This is a genomic window from Bacillus paranthracis, assembly GCF_024296885.1.
Classification (GTDB): domain Bacteria; phylum Bacillota; class Bacilli; order Bacillales; family Bacillaceae_G; genus Bacillus_A; species Bacillus_A paranthracis.
Window position 1 is genome coordinate 746360 of the sequence record NZ_CP101135.1, and the last position, 16489, is coordinate 762848.

Genomic DNA, 16489 nt, shown 5'->3' on the forward strand with positions numbered 1-16489 from the left:
TGTAAAAATAAAGACGGAAAACATAAAAAATATTAAAAATTTGTAAAAATACCGTGAAATTTGTTGAGAAATATTTATATAGGCATAAAAATATCCCTTCCAAGTAATAAGGAAGGGATGTTTTGCTTAACCAATTTTTGAATTAGGTGTTTCATCAATTTTATGAAAACCTTTCATGTAATACACGACAGCTAAACCGATAAGCCAAATTGGTCCAACAATTAATGCAATCCTTGTATCTTCTGAATACGCCATTATACATAATACGAGTGCAAGGAAAGCAAGTGAGAAATATGAACTTAATGGGTATAAAGGCATTTTATACGATAACTTTTGTTTGTTTTGCGTCGGCAAACTTTTACGGAACTTAATTTGAGCGACTAATATAATACCCCAAGTCCAAATTGCCCCGAAAGTTGAAATACTAGTGAGCCATGTAAATACTTTTGCGGGCACAAGATAGTTTAATATAACACCAACGAGTAAAACGATTGCTGTTGCTACAATTCCTTGACTTGGAATGCCATTTTTATTTAAACGACCGAATCTTTCCGGAGCTTTTTTCTGTTGAGCTAATGTATACAGCATGCGGCCTGTACTAAATAAACCACCATTACAAGAAGAAAGAGCTGCTGTTAATACGACGAAGTTAATAATTCCTGCTGCTTTTGCGATACCGATTTGCTGGAATGTTAATACAAATGGACTTCCTTTCTCACCAAGTTCGTTCCATGGATAAATTGCCATCATAACGAATAGAGCCCCAACGTAGAACAGTAATATTCTCCAAAATACGTTATCAATTGCTTTTGCGAGTGTTTTTTTCGGGTTTTGCGCTTCACCCGCTGTAACGCCGATTAATTCAACGCCTAAATAAGCGAATAATACCATTTGCATGGAGAGTAATAACCCAGAAAAACCATTTGGGAACCAGCCACCATGTGACCAAAGGTTTGAAATGCCAGTAGCGATACCACCGTTTCCGAAGCCAAATAAAATAATACCAGCCCCAACTACTATCATACAGATAATTGTGACAATTTTAATGAGAGCAAACCAAAATTCAAGTTCTCCAAATACTTTTACAGATAAAAAGTTGAAAGCACTCATTAATAATAGAGCGAGTAAAGCCCAAGTCCAGCGCGGAATATCTGGGAACCAGTACTGCATGTAAATGCCAGCAGCCGTAATTTCAGCCATGCAAGTAACAACCCATAAGAACCAGTAGTTCCAACCGGTAATATAGCCAGCTAGTGGTCCAAGATAATCATATGCATATTTACTAAAAGAGCCAGCAACAGGTTGTTCAATTGCCATTTCTCCGAGTGCTCGCATAATGAAAAAAATAACGAGTCCAGCAATCATATAGCCTAGTAAAATAGAAGGACCAGCTAGTTTAATAGCAGAAGCAGATCCTAAAAATAGTCCAACGCCAATAGCTGAACCGAGTGACATTAAAGTAATATGTCGTTCTTTTAAACCTCGGTTTAAAGTTCCAGATTTGTTTGTGTGCTGCATAAGAAGAATCCCCCTTGTAGAGTGAACGATATTTGAATGCGTTTACTAAATATTTAACTATTTCAAATTATAAAACATTTCCATCTGTTATGCTACAAAAATAATCATTATTAACTGTACTACATCTGTACTTGTCAGACTTAAACTTAAAATTCGAACTATTAGCGAATATATTGACTCTTCTTTTTATTGATTGTTAAGATTAAGTATTATATTTTCTCACATACTAGTAAGAAAAGAATGTGTGATAATAATTCAGATGTAGGAAGGGTACATAACCATGTTTCAATTACAAAAATATAACACTTCTGTGAAGCAAGAGCTTTTAGCTGGCATCACAACTTTTTTTACATTTGCGTATATTCTTGTCATCAATCCGAAAATATTATCTGATGCAGGTGTACCATTTGATCAAGCTTTTACGGCAACTATTATTGCGACTGTTGTAGGGACGTTATGTATGTCGTTTTTAGCTAACTATCCAATTGTTATTGCTCCAGCTATGGGAATGAATGCGTATTTTGCTTATTCTGTTGTTCAACAGGCAGAGGGGATTACATATGTCATTGCGTTTTCAGCAGTATTTGTAACAGGTATCATTTTTCTTTTATTATCTTTCACTTCATTTAGGCAAAAGCTAATTGTCGCAATTCCTGACAGTTTAAAACATGCAATTGCAGGTGGAATTGGGTTATTTATTGCTTTTATTGGATTACGTCTATCTGGAATTATCGTTGATCATCCATCTAATTTAGTTACGATTGGTGATTTCCATTCTCCAGCCGTTATTTTAACTTTAATTGGTTTGATTTTAGCGGCGGTATTAATGACATTGCGTGTGAGCGGTGCATTATTTATTAGTATGATTGTGACAGGAATTATCGCCTTCTTTACAGGGCAGCTGAAGTTTACGGATAAAATTGTTGCGATGCCTCATTTACCAGAGGGGATTATCGTTTCAAATCCAATCAACGCCTTTTCAGATGTAATTGAATACGGATTATATGGCGTTGTATTTTCATTTTTACTTGTACTGTTATTTGATACAACAGGAGCATTACTCGGTTTAATTAAACAAGCAGGTTTAATTACAGATAATACAGAGAAACGTTTTGGTAAAGCATTTATTGCGGATGCAATTGGCGGTACTACAGGCTCTATCTTTGGGACAAGCCCAACAGCAGCGACGATTGAATCGTCAGCTGGTATTGCTGCAGGTGGTAAAACAGGATTAACAGGTATTGTAGTAGTCGGCCTAACGATTATAACAGCATTCTTTAGCCCTGTTATTGCTTCTTTATCAAGTGTAGCCGCTATTACAGCTCCTTCATTAATTATTGTAGGTAGTTTAATGGCACAAAGTATTCGTGATATTAATTGGAATGAATTTGAAGATGCATTACCAGCATTTTTAATTTTCGTTGGTATTCCGTTAACGTCTAGTATTGCGAATGGAATTGCAATTGGGTTTTTAGTGTATCCAGTCTTAAAAATTGTGAAAGGGAAAGGGATGGAAGTACATCCATTACTATACTTATTTACAATTTTATTTGGATGTCATTTATTCTTATAATATAGAAATAGGAGAGGGGGCTTCTTATGAGGGGCTCCTTTTTTGTGTATAATAAAGTGAAACTATAATCAGTGGGGGTTCTGTTCATCCCCCACTGATTATTAGTTGAACCAATCGGGCTTTTATGGGCAGTTTGACTCTCTCTGGATATCTGGTTATTAGCTTAATTATTAGGAGGGAGTCTTACTGCCCGTTCATGCGGGGTAAAGTGAAACTATAATCAGTAACGCAAAATATAAATTACTTAATGGAATATATATGTTACAATATAGATGGAGGGGGAACATGAATGGCTGTAAGTAAAATAAAAGTCGCGCGTGTTCAGTTAGATTTAACACAGCAACAATTAGCAGAAAAAGTAGGCGTTACAAGGCAAACGATTAGTTTAATTGAGAAGGGCAAATACAATCCGTCTTTAGATTTATGTTTGAAAATTTGTTATGCAGTAGATAAAACTTTGAATGATTTGTTTTGGGAGGAAAAGGAGTGATTCGATGAAAATTGTGAAAGATGAACGTTTAATGATTGAGGGGTTAAAACATATTAGATTAGTTTTCATCTTACAAAATATTTTCATACTAGGTATTGTTTTTTATCGCTACGTTTTGCAAGATGCAGGATATGAAAGTGTTTCGGATTTATTAATGGTATTTATGGGGGGATAATAGTTATTAACTTTTTAAACCTGAAAAATTCAGTGGAAGTGTATGAGCATACAGGGGGAGTATCACGTAGCTATTTCATGAAACTATTATTAATTCCTGTAAGTATTGTTATTGGGATTTTAGCTATTTGTATCGTTGTAACACCAGATATTTCGATAAAGGAAATTAGTATGACAGGACTTATTATGTTTGCTTGTTTTTTAGTTCCTAGTTTGTTTATATACATATATATGAAAAAGATAAAAAGTGAAGATTGAAATATAAGAAAAGCTTTCCCATATTGCGGAAAGCTTTTCTTATATTCTTTTATACAGTACTTTATGAAGGCCAATTGGTTCAATTTCAAAGATTTCACCATGTTCTTGGAAGCCTAAGCGCTTGTAATAGTCAGCTACAGTAATTCGGCCATTACACCATAGCATATTTGCTTGACGCTCTTGTAAGATTTGTTCTGCTTTCTGAATTAAGGAGCTTCCAGCGTGGTTGTTTCGAAACTCAGGCAATGTGGCCATTCCTCGTAGACGATAATGCATACCTGCCTGTAAGTCGGGATGCATTTCCTTTGAGAAGGAAGCGATACTAATCAGTTTATCATTTATAAATGCTCCTAAGTGAAAGCTGTCTGTTTCATAGTCGGAAGGGTATTTACAATCTGCTAATGTTTGAATCGGGCGCAAAATTTTTTGACGTAATACGTAAGTTTCAGATCCATCAATATTTTTCACGGTAATCATATTAATATCCTTTCTTATAACGCTTTTTCTGTTAATTGTATAAAGAAATAGGCAGGTGCAGCGAAAAGTCCGAGTATGCTAGTGGTTCCGAGAAGGAGTGAAAGTAAGAGGCAAGAGTATTTTATTCTATTTGACTTTTTCCATCCGTAACTACAAATTTCAATACTAACACCGATGAGAATAATGGCCACGAGTATTTCGGCTAATAATAAGAGAGCTAAAGTTATAATAGACATAATGTAATCCATCCTCATAATATGTGATAGTAACATTTTACCATATGAAATGGAAAAAAATGCCCCTCAATTATGTGAGGGGCATTTTTTTTATTCTAATATGTTTTTTAGTGTATCGATATGTTCTTTTGAGCCTGTTACAAGTAATGTATCACCGTGTTGTAGTCTTGTATCACCATGTGGGATTAATGCTTTATTTCCACGATAAATTTGAATGACTAGTACATCACCTAAAAACGGAAGGCGACGAAGTGCAACGCCGTTATATTTATTGCTCCGTAGTTCAACTTCACGGACTGTTTCGTTTGCTGTTGTAATTAAGCGAACGAGACTCGGTTTATCAATTAGCGCACGTAATAGAATACGTGTAGAGTTAATTGTTGAGAATACGGCGATATGTTCTTGTGTTGCTTTTTCTTGTAGAAGTGGATCTTCTACACTTGCAATAACATGTTCAACACCTAGTTCTTTTGCGTGTTCTGCTAATAGTAAGTTTTGCTCATCATCACTTGTTGCAACAACAACTCGGTCTGCATGAAAGGCTGTTTGTTCAGTTAACGATGCGATTGTGATGTCATCTAATTTCACGATAGGGAAGTCATGTGATTTTGCTTCCTCATCGTTTATTTTGTTTTGACGCATCATATATAGTGTTACGTCATAATCTTCTCGTTTTAAATCAAGTGATAACGGAAGGGTAATTCTGCTCGCACCAATAATAGAAACTTTTGGTTTTGGCGTTTCTACTTTTGGGAACATCTTTTTAAATAATATAGGCGCAAAAATACAAGTAATAACTGCGCTTAAAATAAGGGAAGCAGATAAACTTGGACTGATGATCCCTAGCTTTTCACCAATTTGTGCAGCTGCAATAACTAAAGAAAGTGTCGATGTTAATAAGATGGCACTCCCCAGTACGATATTACGTGGATACCATTTTCGTAAAACGAGTGATGGTAACAGTTTTGAGATAAAGAGTCCTACAATTAGAATTGGAATCATTAGCATACTAGAAGGCTCTTTAAAAATAGACCAAACCTCTAAATTTACACCAACCATTACGAAGAAAATAGGAATGAAGAAACCGTATCCGATAGAATCCAGTTTTTCAACCATATCTTCATTTGGTGATAATAATGATACGAGTACACCCGCTAAGAAGGCGCCTAAAATATTTTCAGCTCCAACGGATTCAGATAACCCAACTAATATTAAGATGAGTGCAAAAACAGCTCGTGTATCAATTTGTACACTCCCAGCTTTTAAGTTATCCAAGTATGGAATGTTTTTAAAACGTTTTGCAACGAAGTAAATAACAATACCAGCGCCGAATAGAAGAAGAAGAAGCCACATGCTTTGGCCGCTTTCGGAATTTAATCCGACGAATACAGCGAGTAAAATCATTGTAACTAAATCCGCAATAACAGCGACTAATAAAATGATTTGCCCAATTGCTGTTTTTCCTAAGTTATTCTCTTTTAGTGTTGGTACGACAACACCTAAAGAGATTGTTGAAATGATTAAAGTCATAAACATTGCATTATCTACAAATCCTAGCCATACGAATAGTAGTGATAGGGCATAAGATAGGATGAAAATAAATAAGAAGATAATACTTGCTGCTTGAAATGTGTTTGGTTCGTTTGTCGTATTCTTTTTCCCTTTTTGTTTAAAGATAGAAAAATCAATTTCTAAACCGCTTAAAAACATAAGAAAGATAAATCCTAGTGTCGATAAGACTTGAAGCCACATATCTGGCTCAATAATATTAAACCCACTTTTACCTACAAAGATTCCTGCGATGATTTCTGCAACGACGACAGGAAGTGCTTTTAATTTAAAGCGTTGTAACAAAAGGGGAACGAAAAACGCGATTGCAACGACAACCATAAGTGATAGAACAGAAGTGTGATGTTCCATTGCGTTCTCTCCCTTCAAATAAATATAGTACTTATTTAGCCATATAATAGGTAGAAAAGCAACGCATATGGATTCGATTTCATAAAGAAAGAGTTTTCTTAACATTTGTCATAATAAGTATATTTTTCATGATTCTGTTGTTAATTCCGTAATGTGGATGTAATAGGGGAGGGAATAAAAAAAGACTGCTGAGATTTCTCAGCAGTCTTTTCATGTACATTACATTGAGAAGAAGATCCATACAGTTAAACCAACTGTTGCAGTTGCAACGAAGAAACTGTAAATCATAGTAAGAACTTGAACTCTTCCTTCTCCTTCTTTTAAATGCATGAACATAATTAATTGTAACAAAGCTTGCGCAACAGCCATTACGATAATAGTTGTTAAGATCGTTGAAAGTGGCAGGTCTGAGTAAAGTGCCACGTATAGAGCTAGAAACGTTAGTGCAAGCGATAAAATAAATCCGAAAACGTGTGACCAAGGGAATCCGCTATGCGCATGCCCGTTTGCTTGATTGTTATTTTGACCCATTTACGCCACCATCCCGTTCAAGTAAACTAGTGTGTAAATAAAGACCCAAACTAAATCAAGGAAATGCCAGTATAAGCTGATAATGAATACTTTACGAGCTGTAACTGGTGTTAAACCTCGTTTTAAAATTTGGATGATAACACAAATTGCCCAAATGATACCGCCTGTTACGTGGGCTCCGTGCGTTCCAAGAAGAACGAAGAATCCAGATAGGAAAGCACTTGTTTGAATTGTTGCGCCTTCACCAATATACATAATGAACTCTTCGATCTCGAAGAATAGGAAGCCTGCACCTAAAAGTAATGTAAGGACGAACCATCCAAGCATTGCTTTTTGGTTGTGCTTACGCATTTCGTGGATCACGATACCACATGTGAAACTACTTGTTAAAAGTAGTAATGTTTGAATTAAAAGCGTTTTAAGTTCAAACAGTTGTGCTGGTGTTGGGCCATCTGCCGTACGACCAGCAAGTACTAGATAAGAGGCGAAAAGTGTTGCGAACAGCATAATTTCAGCCCCAAGAAAAATCCAGAATCCTAGGATATTCAATCTGCTTTGTTCGGATTGATATTCCAAAGGTAAGCTTTTATCTAAAGCCGCCATATCATTTCACCTCTCATGCTACATGTTCTGATTTTTTAATTTCATCTACACTAATATAGTAACCTTCATCGTAATCGAATGAACGATAGATTAAGCAAGCTAAAATACCAATGCCGCCGATTGCTGCAAGCCAGAACCAGCTAAATACTAATGCGAAACCTGCAAGACCGAAGAATCCAGACGCAATAATAGGCACACCAGAGTTACTTGGCATGTGAATTGGTTTGATGTCTTCTGCTGCTGGTGTAACTGTTTCTCCGCGTTTTTTCATGTACCAGAAAGCATCAGCTTCTTTGATTTCAGGAAGTTTCGCGAAGTTGTAATGTTGTACAGGAGATTGAGTTGCCCATTCAAGTGTACGGCCGTCCCATGGATCTCCAGTTGTGTCACGTTCACCGTGACGAGCACTCCAAATTACGTTGTAGCAAAGAAGTAGGAAGCCGATACCCATCATTACCGCACCAACAGATGCGATTTGGTTTAGCCATCCCCATCCAAGACTTTCAGAGTAAGTGTACATACGACGAGTCATACCGTCTAAACCTAAGAAGTACATTGGGAAGAAACAGATGTTGAATCCGCTCATAAAGATCCAGAATGTCCATTTACCTAGGCGTTCATTTAACATATGACCAGTCATTTTTGGATACCAGAATGTGAATCCAGCAAGCATAGCGAATACTGTACCTGCGATTAATACGTAGTGGAAGTGAGCGATTAGGAAGTAGCTGTTATGGTACTGATAATCAGCTGCTGCCATACCAAGCATAACCCCTGTAACCCCACCGACTACGAAGTTTGGAATAAATGCCAATGACCAAAGCATTGGAACTGTAAAACGAATACGTCCTTTATACAGTGTAAACAACCAGTTAAAGATCTTAACCCCGGTTGGAATCGAAATCGCCATTGTCGAAATCGAGAAGAATGAGTTAACCGCTGGACCTGCACCCATCGTGAAGAAGTGGTGAAGCCATACGACGAAACTTAGTAAAGAAATTGCAACCATTGAGTATACCATCGCACTGTAACCGAATAGACGTTTACGTGAGAATGTACTAATGATTTCAGAGAAAATACCGAATGCCGGTAAAATAACGATATATACTTCAGGGTGACCCCATACCCAGAATAGGTTGGCCCATAACATTGGCATACCGCCGCTCGCCATCGTAAAGAAGTGAGCATCGAATAGACGGTCAAATGTCATTAATGCTAGAGCAACTGTTAATACTGGGAAAGCGAAAATAATGATAATCGTTGTAATTAAGATTGACCAAGTAAACATTGGCATTCTCATTAAAGTCATACCAGGTGTACGCATTTTTAAGATAGTAACAAGGAAGTTAATACCTGTCATTAACGTACCGAGACCTGAAATCTGTAATGCAATTGCGTAGTAGTTATTTCCTACACCAGAAGTAAACTCTGTACCTGCCATTGGGAAGTAAGAAGTCCACCCAGCGTCTGGAGAACCACCGATTACGAAAGCGATGTTGAATAACATTGCTCCGACAAAGAATAACCAGAAACTTAAAGCATTTAAGAACGGATATGCAACGTCACGAGCACCAATTTGTAATGGTACTACAAGGTTCATTAATCCCATAACGAATGGCATCGCCATGAAAAGAATCATAACTGTACCATGTGTTGTGAAGATTCCGTTATAGTGTTCAGCGTTTAAATAAGTTGTTTCAGGGAATGTTAACTGTGCACGGATCATTAAACCGTCCATACCACCACGGAATAACATAATAACCGCAGAGATAATATACATGGCCCCAATCTTTTTATGGTCAACAGTTGTTAACCATTCGTCCCAAAGCCATTTCCATTTTTTATACTTAGTTAGTACGAAAATGATTGCTAATGTCACAAGAACGATAGAAGCGTCTGCACCGTAAATAATCGGGTCACCTGTGACAAAGAATTCATCAAGCTTCACTGTGTTCACTCCAATCTGTTGGAATTATAGCTATTATTTTTTGTTTTTGTAGTAGTTGTAATCACAATATTCAAGTGATTTTGGATCTACATAACTTAAGTGATGGCTAGAGAATGTCATACGACCAACTACACCAGGTTTAACAATTTCGTTGTACTTATCTTCTGTTAGTTTAGGAGCAGTTTGTTGTACTTCTTTAACCCACTTGTCATATTTCTCTTTAGTTTTTGCTTCAACTTCGAACTCCATGTGAGTAAATCCTTCACCAGAGAAGTTCGCGCTACGACCTAGGTAAGAACCTGGCTTATCAGCTTGTAAATAAAGGTCCATAATCATGCCATCCATTGTGTACTTCATACCACCAAGTTCTGGTACCCAGAAAGCATTCATTGGGCCGACAGAAGTCAGTTTGAATTGAATTGGTACACCAGCTGGGATGTTTAAATAGTTAACGGTTTCAATTTTTTCCTCTGGGTAACTGAATAACCATTTCCAGTTTGCAGATGTAACATAAATCTCCACTGGTTTAATATGTTTGGACTCTTTCGGAACCTCTTCCGAAGCATAAGTTGCTTTTACTGTTGGAATCGATAATGCGATAACGATAATAACAGGAACAAGCGTCCAAATGATTTCTAATAATGTGTTACCGTGTTGTTCAGGTGGCTCATAGTCCATATTCTCTGGTTTTTCACGATAACGAATCAAGATGACTGTAAACAAGATGAATACAATTGCGATAATTAATGACATAAGCAAGAATGACCAAACAATTAAATCATACTGTGCTTTTGCAACAGGTCCTTGCGGATTTAATACTGCGAGTTTTTTATCACAGCCACCGAGGAACAGAAGTAATGATAACGGAAGAAGCGAAGCCAACTTCCAAAACGCTTTCTTTAGTTGCACGATTGAAAATCTCCTTTCTCCTTGGATTGAAACTATGCCAATAAAACAATATAAACCTATTAATTTATAGAAGGCAATAGTTTTTGAGATATTGTTAAAAAATAGACACAAATGCACACTTTTTAAGGTGAATATCATTTGTAACTTGATTACATTGTAAACTATTTTCCAGAGAAAAATGCGATTGTGAAAATTTTAAGATAAATAAAGTTATACCAGGATACCCAAGAAATAGAAAAAAGCTATCTTATCATAAGAAAGATAGCTGAATATTTCGTATATTTAGTTTATTTCTTGTGAAATAGTCTGTTGTTGTTCAAATGTGACAATTTTTTTATATTTCACTTGATATAAAATGTAACAAATGACCATAAATGGAATGCCGCAATAAAGAGCGATTCTCTGATCTGGAATGAAAGCTAAACTAACAAATGTAATGAAATTGAGTGAGAACGCTACGATTGGAACGAGCGGATAAAGTGGTGTGCGATATTTTAAATCATTTATGTCACCACCGTTTTTCACGAAGTTTCTACGGAAGAAAAACTGTGAAGCCGCAATTGACATCCAAACGACAACAGCAGCCATTGCTGCGATAGATGTTAAAACTAAAAAGACAGTATCTGCTGCAAATATACTTGTTAATAGGGATAGACTTGCAAAGATTAGACTGAAAATCAATGCGTTTAGTGGTACACCTTTTTTAGTTAATTTCGTAAATGCTGGACTTGCCATTCCTTGTTTTGCCATCGCCCAAAGCATACGCGAATTTGCGTATAGACCAGAATTGGCTACGGATAATACAGCTGTAATAATAACAAAGTTCATAATGTCTGCTGCATATGGAACACCAGCTACATCAAATACAAGTACAAATGGACTTTCGACTAGATTAGCCTCTTGCCACGGGAGTAAACCTACAACAACTGATATTGCTAGGACGAAGAAGAATAGTGTGCGCCAAATGGTATTTTTGATTGCTTTAGGAATTGTTTTTTCAGGATTTTCACTTTCTCCTGAAGCAATTCCGATTAATTCTGTTCCTTGGAAGGAGTAATTTACTGTAATCATCGTAAGAAGAACAGCTAATGCACCATTTGGAAATAGGCCGCCATTTTCAGTGAAATTGTGAAGCATTGGAGCTGGTTTTCCGTTAAAGTCTAGTAGACCGAACATAACTGCACCACCGAGTACGATGAAAACAACAATAGTTGCGACTTTTACACTTGCGAACCAAAATTCTGCTTCTGCATATGCTTTTGCTGATAAAGCGTTTACAAGAAAGAGTGCTGCCGCAAATGTAACACACCAAATCCACGAAGAAACGTCTGGAAACCATCGTTTCATTAAAATACTTACAGTTGTTAACTCTACTCCAACTGTAACAGCCCAATTTAACCAATACATCCAACCGACAACAAAACCAAAACCAGGTGAAATAAATTTGCTTGCATAGCTTTGGAATGAACCTGCTTCTGGCATAGCTACGGATAATTCACCAAGACATAACATCGTTAAATACATAACAAATCCACCGACTAAAAATGCAAGAATAGCACCACCAGGGCCGGCGTTATGGACGATTTGACCAGATCCCATAAATAGGCCAGTTCCGATAACACCACCAAGTGCGATCATAAATAGGTGTCTACTTTTCATTGTACGTTTTAAATCTGTTTGTTCTACTTGTTGATTCATATGCCCCTCACCCCGTTATTTTCTTATATGTGTTAACTGGTTTTCATTCTGAGTTTTTAATCATTAGTGGGGGATGTGACACATACTCAGTTTATTTGCTATGAAATGAATGGAGTATGTAAAAAACGAACTATGACTAAATACTCTAAGAATGTTTTTATTAACAAGGTGATATCTTCACCATGTTAATAATTTTGATTTTAGCAAAATGTTGCTAAAAAGTATATTGTTTTTTCTTTTTATTAAAAATAATTAGAATTTTATAACGATGTAGTTATGAACAATAATCCACAGAATCTTTCTAGCAAACTAGCAAGAAGAAAGGTACAATGGTAAGAGGTATGTCTGTAAAATAATAATTAATGGAGTTTTGTTTAAAATGAAAAAGTTAAAATATCTTTTTGTTTTTGGAATTATATTTGCTGCAGCGTTTTTTATAGGGAAAGATAAGATTATACAAAAGGCACAAGTGCTACGCTTAGATTTTCTATCTGAAATGAAAGAAGCGGCTATGATTGAAAATGTTCCGTTTATAAAGCAGTTACCAGAATTACCTCGTGGATGTGAAGTGACAAGCTTAGCTATGTTGCTACAATATAAAGGTGTACAAGTAGATAAGATGCAGCTTGCTAGTGAAATTCAACGAGTTCCATTTGAACAAAATGGTTTGCGTGGAAATCCGTATGAGGGATTTGTTGGTAATATTTATACGAAAGCTGAACCAGGATATGGTGTATACAATAAACCAATCTTTAATTTAGCAGAAAAATATGTTTCTGAAAAAGTAATTAATTTAACAGATAGAGACGTGAATGATCTATATAAGGTAATTAGTTCTGGTTCTCCAGTATGGGTTATTATTAATACAACATTTAAGCCGCTAGCTGAAAGTAGTTTTGAAACATGGAATACAAGCTCTGGTGAAGTGAAAATTACATATTTTGAGCATAGTGTAGTAGTAGTTGGATACGATCAAAACTTTGTATATGTAAATGATCCTCTAAAAAATAATCCGCGTTTCGCTGTTCCGCGAGCAGAGTTTGAGCAAGCGTGGGAGCAAATGGGGAAACAAGCAATTACTATTTTATAATAATGAGAAAGCCATCTTTTTTGATGGCTTTTTATTTTTAATTAATTATAACGGAAAATTCAGAAGATTCTTTTAAAAGTTAACGATTCACGTTATAATAACATTTAACTTGGTGAAGAAGGGGAGAAGAGAAATGGATGTTGCAAAAGAACTTGTTTTGTCAAAGGATCAGTTGGTTGAGTGGAGAAGACATTTTCATAAGTATCCAGAGTTATCTTTTCAAGAAGAGAAAACATCGCAGTTTGTGTTCGATATACTTCGGGAAATTCCATGTTTAGAAGTATCAAGACCTACGAAATATAGTGTAATGGCAAGGTTGATTGGAAAGCAGCCTGGTAAAATAGTTGCGGTTCGAGCTGACATGGATGCTCTTCCTATTCATGAAGAAAATGAGTTTGATTTTATTTCTACATATCCGGGTGTAATGCATGCATGTGGCCATGATGGACATATAGCGATATTACTTGGAGTTGTACATAAGTTAGTAGAAGCAAGAGAGAAAATTAAAGGGGAGATTCGTTTTCTATTCCAACATGCTGAAGAAAACTTTCCTGGTGGTGCAGAGGAAATGGTTGCAGCGGGTGTAATGGAAGGGGTCGATTATATTATTGGTGCTCACCTTTGGGCATCGTTAGAGGTTGGAAAAGTAGGTGTAATTTATGGTCCCGCAATGGCTGCTCCAGATGTTTTTAAAATTATAATAGAAGGAAAAGGTGGACATGCTGGAATCCCTCATGAAACTGTTGATAGTATTGCAATCGGTACACAAGTGATTTCCCAACTTCAGCAAATTGTATCTCGCCTCACGAATCCGTTAGATTCTCTTGTAGTATCTGTTACGCAATTTCACGCTGGGACAACCCATAATGTGATTCCAGAACAAGCGGAGATTGAAGGGACAGTGCGGAGTTTAAGACATGAGTTACGAGAAGAAACAGAGAAAAGGATTGAACAGATTGTAAAGCATGTGACGGAAGCTTATGGAGCGAAATATACGTTTTCTTATGAATATGGATATCGTCCAGTAGTAAATGATTATGAAGTGACAGAGATTATTGAGCAAACAGCATTACAGCTTTATGGAAGGGAACGAGTTACTCGTTTACAGCCGACGATGGCTGGAGAAGATTTTTCAGCGTTTTTACAAAAAGCACCAGGGACATTCTTTTTTATCGGAGCAGGAAACAAAGAGAAAGGAATTATATATCCTCACCATCACCCTCGTTTTACGATTGATGAAGATGCATTACCAATTGGCGTGCAAGTCTTTGTATCATCGATTATGAATTTCATAAGTAAAGGAGAATGAGATGAAGAAAATACACGTATTAGCGCTTATTCCAGTTTTTTGTTTAGTTGTTGGCCCCGTATTTGCTAATTCAGTTACTCCTTACATATTAGGGATGCCATTTTTATTATTTTGGATATTATTATCAGTGCTTATTACATCTCTTTGTATGGGGATTGTATACGTATTTGATCCTGCTAATAAGGGGGATGTAAAATGACCGCATTACTTATCATTATTTTATTTTTGTTTCTCGCACTATTTTTAGGAATTCGGGCGCAACATGGAAAAGATATGAATTTAGAGCAATGGTCAGTTGGAGGAAGAGGCTTTGGTACTATTTTTGTTTTTCTTCTTATGGCAGGTGAAATTTATACGACATTCACATTTTTAGGTGGAAGTGGATGGGCGTATAGTAAGGGAGCACCTACTTTTTATATTTTAGGTTATGGTGCGTTAGCTTATATTTTATCTTATTTTTTATTACCACCAGTTTGGAAGTATGCAAAAGAGCATAATCTAGTTTCACAGCCAGATTTTTTTGTGAAGAAATATAAGAGTCAAGCACTTGGCCTTATCGTTTCTATCATTGGGGTTATTTCGATTATCCCATACCTTGTTTTACAGTTAAAAGGATTAGGAATTATCGTTTCGGAAGCGTCTTACGGAAGGGTATCACCAGTTATCGCAGTGTGGATTGGCGCAATTGTTATAACGATATATGTAATGGTTTCAGGTATACACGGCTCTGCTTGGACGGCCGCTTTGAAGGATATTATGATCCTGTTTATCGTTATGTTTTTAGGTATATATTTACCGTACCATTATTACGGAGGATTTCAGCCGATGTTTGAAGCTGTAGAAGCAGCAAAACCAGGATTTTTATCTTTACCTGATGAAGGAATGAGCATTTCTTGGTTTGTTTCTACTATTGTATTAACAGCTCTCGGTTTCTATATGTGGCCCCATACATTTGCCTCTGCTTTCTCTGCAAAAAATGAAAAAGTATTTCGTAAAAATGCGGCCATTATGCCACTGTACTCTTTAGTTTTACTTTTCGTGTTCTTTGCAGGATTCGCAGCTATTTTGCAAGTTCCTGGATTAAAGGGAGGGGATGTAGACCTTTCGTTATTCCGTCTGGCTCTTCAAACTTTTGATCCTTGGTTTATTGGGATTATTGGTAGTGCTGGAGTTTTAACGGCATTAGTTCCAGGTTCTATGCTTGTCATGGCCGCTTCTACATTATTAGCGAAAAATATTTACCGAACAATGGTCCCATCTGCCTCGGATCGACAAGTGGCAAAAGTAGCGAAATTATTTGTTCCTGTAGTAACGCTTGTAGCTGTTTTGTTTACTTTTAAAGGTGGAGAAACGATAGGAGCACTTCTTTTAATGGGATATAGTATAGTGACACAACTTTTCCCGGCACTTGTATGTAGTTTGTTTCCACGTCAGACTATTACGAAGCAAGGGGCAATTGCCGGGATGGGGATTGGGTTATTAGTGGTTGCGTATATTACTTTATCTGGTTCAACTATAGCTACGATGTTTCCGGGTTTCCCTCAATATATAAAAGATTTAAATGTAGGTATAGTCGCGCTGTTAATGAATATGATTGTGATGTTTATCGTTAGCGGATTCACTAAAAATGTATCTATAAAGAAAGACAATATAATAGTAGAAAAGTAATTCGTATGCTAGAGCTATCTTTGAAAAGAGATAGCTCTTTTTTTGTATATATTTTCTTCTATTAGCGGAATCTAACTAAAAACTTGT

General features: G+C 36.4%; 15 protein-coding genes and 1 pseudogene. 7 read left to right on the top strand and 9 right to left on the bottom strand.

Annotation, left to right across the window (positions count from 1 at the left end):
* Positions 1–126 precede the first annotated feature (126 nt).
* A complete protein-coding gene (locus NLJ82_RS03700; RefSeq protein WP_001164905.1) occupies positions 127–1518 on the bottom strand; it encodes an amino acid permease in 1392 nt (463 codons plus the stop codon).
* A 280-nt stretch (positions 1519–1798) separates the two neighbouring features.
* On the opposite strand from NLJ82_RS03700, the gene NLJ82_RS03705 reads away from it, so the two are divergent.
* The 3 genes and pseudogenes from NLJ82_RS03705 (at position 1799) to NLJ82_RS03715 (ending at position 4013) form a co-directional block, all read left to right on the top strand.
* Positions 1799–3091, top strand: coding sequence for an NCS2 family permease (locus tag NLJ82_RS03705; RefSeq protein WP_000487212.1), 1293 nt, complete (start codon positions 1799–1801; stop codon positions 3089–3091).
* A 289-nt stretch (positions 3092–3380) separates the two neighbouring features.
* Positions 3381–3581 carry a helix-turn-helix transcriptional regulator gene (locus NLJ82_RS03710; RefSeq protein ID WP_000301182.1) on the top strand — a complete coding sequence of 67 codons (201 nt, stop codon included), beginning with the start codon at positions 3381–3383 and terminating at the stop codon, positions 3579–3581.
* 4 nt (positions 3582–3585) lie between these two features.
* A pseudogene (locus tag NLJ82_RS03715) lies at positions 3586–4013 on the top strand (hypothetical protein).
* 39 nt (positions 4014–4052) lie between these two features.
* Here NLJ82_RS03715 and NLJ82_RS03720 read toward each other — a convergent pair.
* The 8 genes from NLJ82_RS03720 to NLJ82_RS03755 all read right to left on the bottom strand — a co-directional run bounded on the left by NLJ82_RS03720 (position 4053) and on the right by NLJ82_RS03755 (position 12335).
* The gene (locus tag NLJ82_RS03720; protein WP_000633746.1) at positions 4053–4490 is read right to left on the bottom strand and encodes a GNAT family N-acetyltransferase; all 438 of its coding nucleotides are present in this window, start codon (positions 4488–4490) and stop codon (positions 4053–4055) included.
* A gap of 14 nt (positions 4491–4504) precedes the next feature.
* Positions 4505–4762, bottom strand: coding sequence for a DUF4022 family protein (locus NLJ82_RS03725; protein WP_042469424.1), 258 nt, complete (start codon positions 4760–4762; stop codon positions 4505–4507).
* Positions 4763–4816: 54 nt separating this feature from the next.
* Positions 4817–6646, bottom strand: coding sequence for a monovalent cation:proton antiporter family protein (locus NLJ82_RS03730; RefSeq protein ID WP_000399981.1), 1830 nt, complete (start codon positions 6644–6646; stop codon positions 4817–4819).
* A gap of 219 nt (positions 6647–6865) precedes the next feature.
* Entirely contained in the window at positions 6866–7177 is a 312-nt protein-coding gene (qoxD, locus tag NLJ82_RS03735; RefSeq protein WP_000531376.1) for a cytochrome aa3 quinol oxidase subunit IV, read from the bottom strand.
* Positions 7178–7780, bottom strand: coding sequence for a cytochrome aa3 quinol oxidase subunit III (gene qoxC, locus NLJ82_RS03740; protein ID WP_000729317.1), 603 nt, complete (start codon positions 7778–7780; stop codon positions 7178–7180). It lies immediately after the preceding gene.
* 13 nt (positions 7781–7793) lie between these two features.
* Entirely contained in the window at positions 7794–9728 is a 1935-nt protein-coding gene (qoxB, locus tag NLJ82_RS03745; RefSeq protein WP_000762372.1) for a cytochrome aa3 quinol oxidase subunit I, read from the bottom strand.
* A 33-nt stretch (positions 9729–9761) separates the two neighbouring features.
* Positions 9762–10637 (bottom strand): cytochrome aa3 quinol oxidase subunit II, encoded by an 876-nt coding sequence (locus tag NLJ82_RS03750; protein ID WP_001176167.1) that lies wholly within the window; start codon positions 10635–10637, stop codon positions 9762–9764.
* Positions 10638–10919: 282 nt separating this feature from the next.
* Positions 10920–12335 (bottom strand): amino acid permease, encoded by a 1416-nt coding sequence (locus NLJ82_RS03755; protein ID WP_001076076.1) that lies wholly within the window; start codon positions 12333–12335, stop codon positions 10920–10922.
* Between the two features lie 379 nt (positions 12336–12714).
* Here NLJ82_RS03755 and NLJ82_RS03760 point away from each other — a divergent pair, with 379 nt between their 5' ends.
* The 4 genes from NLJ82_RS03760 to NLJ82_RS03775 all read left to right on the top strand — a co-directional run bounded on the left by NLJ82_RS03760 (position 12715) and on the right by NLJ82_RS03775 (position 16402).
* The gene (locus NLJ82_RS03760; RefSeq protein WP_000734474.1) at positions 12715–13425 is read left to right on the top strand and encodes a C39 family peptidase; all 711 of its coding nucleotides are present in this window, start codon (positions 12715–12717) and stop codon (positions 13423–13425) included.
* Between the two features lie 133 nt (positions 13426–13558).
* Positions 13559–14734, top strand: a complete 1176-nt coding sequence (locus tag NLJ82_RS03765; RefSeq protein WP_000382093.1) for an amidohydrolase — start codon at positions 13559–13561, stop codon at positions 14732–14734.
* A gap of 1 nt (position 14735) precedes the next feature.
* On the top strand, positions 14736–14933 hold the full coding sequence (locus NLJ82_RS03770) for a DUF3311 domain-containing protein (RefSeq protein ID WP_000719858.1): 198 nt from the start codon (positions 14736–14738) through the stop codon (positions 14931–14933).
* Positions 14930–16402, top strand: coding sequence for a sodium:solute symporter family protein (locus tag NLJ82_RS03775; protein WP_000125920.1), 1473 nt, complete (start codon positions 14930–14932; stop codon positions 16400–16402). The genes NLJ82_RS03770 and NLJ82_RS03775 overlap by 4 nt, the downstream gene beginning before the upstream one ends.
* The last annotated feature ends 87 nt before the right edge of the window (positions 16403–16489 follow it).

Excerpts from the sequence above, each read along its gene's own strand:
- NLJ82_RS03770 (WP_000719858.1), top strand. The coding sequence starts at position 14,736 with ATGAAGAAAATACACGTATTAGCGCTTATTCCAGTTTTTTGTTTAGTT.
- NLJ82_RS03760 (WP_000734474.1), top strand. The coding sequence starts at position 12,715 with ATGAAAAAGTTAAAATATCTTTTTGTTTTTGGAATTATATTTGCTGCA.
- NLJ82_RS03705 (WP_000487212.1), top strand. The coding sequence starts at position 1,799 with ATGTTTCAATTACAAAAATATAACACTTCTGTGAAGCAAGAGCTTTTA.
- NLJ82_RS03700 (WP_001164905.1), bottom strand. The coding sequence starts at position 1,518 with ATGCAGCACACAAACAAATCTGGAACTTTAAACCGAGGTTTAAAAGAA.
- qoxD (WP_000531376.1), bottom strand. The coding sequence starts at position 7,177 with ATGGGTCAAAATAACAATCAAGCAAACGGGCATGCGCATAGCGGATTC.
- qoxC (WP_000729317.1), bottom strand. The coding sequence starts at position 7,780 with ATGGCGGCTTTAGATAAAAGCTTACCTTTGGAATATCAATCCGAACAA.
- NLJ82_RS03710 (WP_000301182.1), top strand. The coding sequence starts at position 3,381 with ATGGCTGTAAGTAAAATAAAAGTCGCGCGTGTTCAGTTAGATTTAACA.
- NLJ82_RS03765 (WP_000382093.1), top strand. The coding sequence starts at position 13,559 with ATGGATGTTGCAAAAGAACTTGTTTTGTCAAAGGATCAGTTGGTTGAG.
- NLJ82_RS03730 (WP_000399981.1), bottom strand. The coding sequence starts at position 6,646 with ATGGAACATCACACTTCTGTTCTATCACTTATGGTTGTCGTTGCAATC.
- NLJ82_RS03775 (WP_000125920.1), top strand. The coding sequence starts at position 14,930 with ATGACCGCATTACTTATCATTATTTTATTTTTGTTTCTCGCACTATTT.
- NLJ82_RS03755 (WP_001076076.1), bottom strand. The coding sequence starts at position 12,335 with ATGAATCAACAAGTAGAACAAACAGATTTAAAACGTACAATGAAAAGT.
- NLJ82_RS03720 (WP_000633746.1), bottom strand. The coding sequence starts at position 4,490 with ATGATTACCGTGAAAAATATTGATGGATCTGAAACTTACGTATTACGT.
- NLJ82_RS03725 (WP_042469424.1), bottom strand. The coding sequence starts at position 4,762 with ATGTTACTATCACATATTATGAGGATGGATTACATTATGTCTATTATA.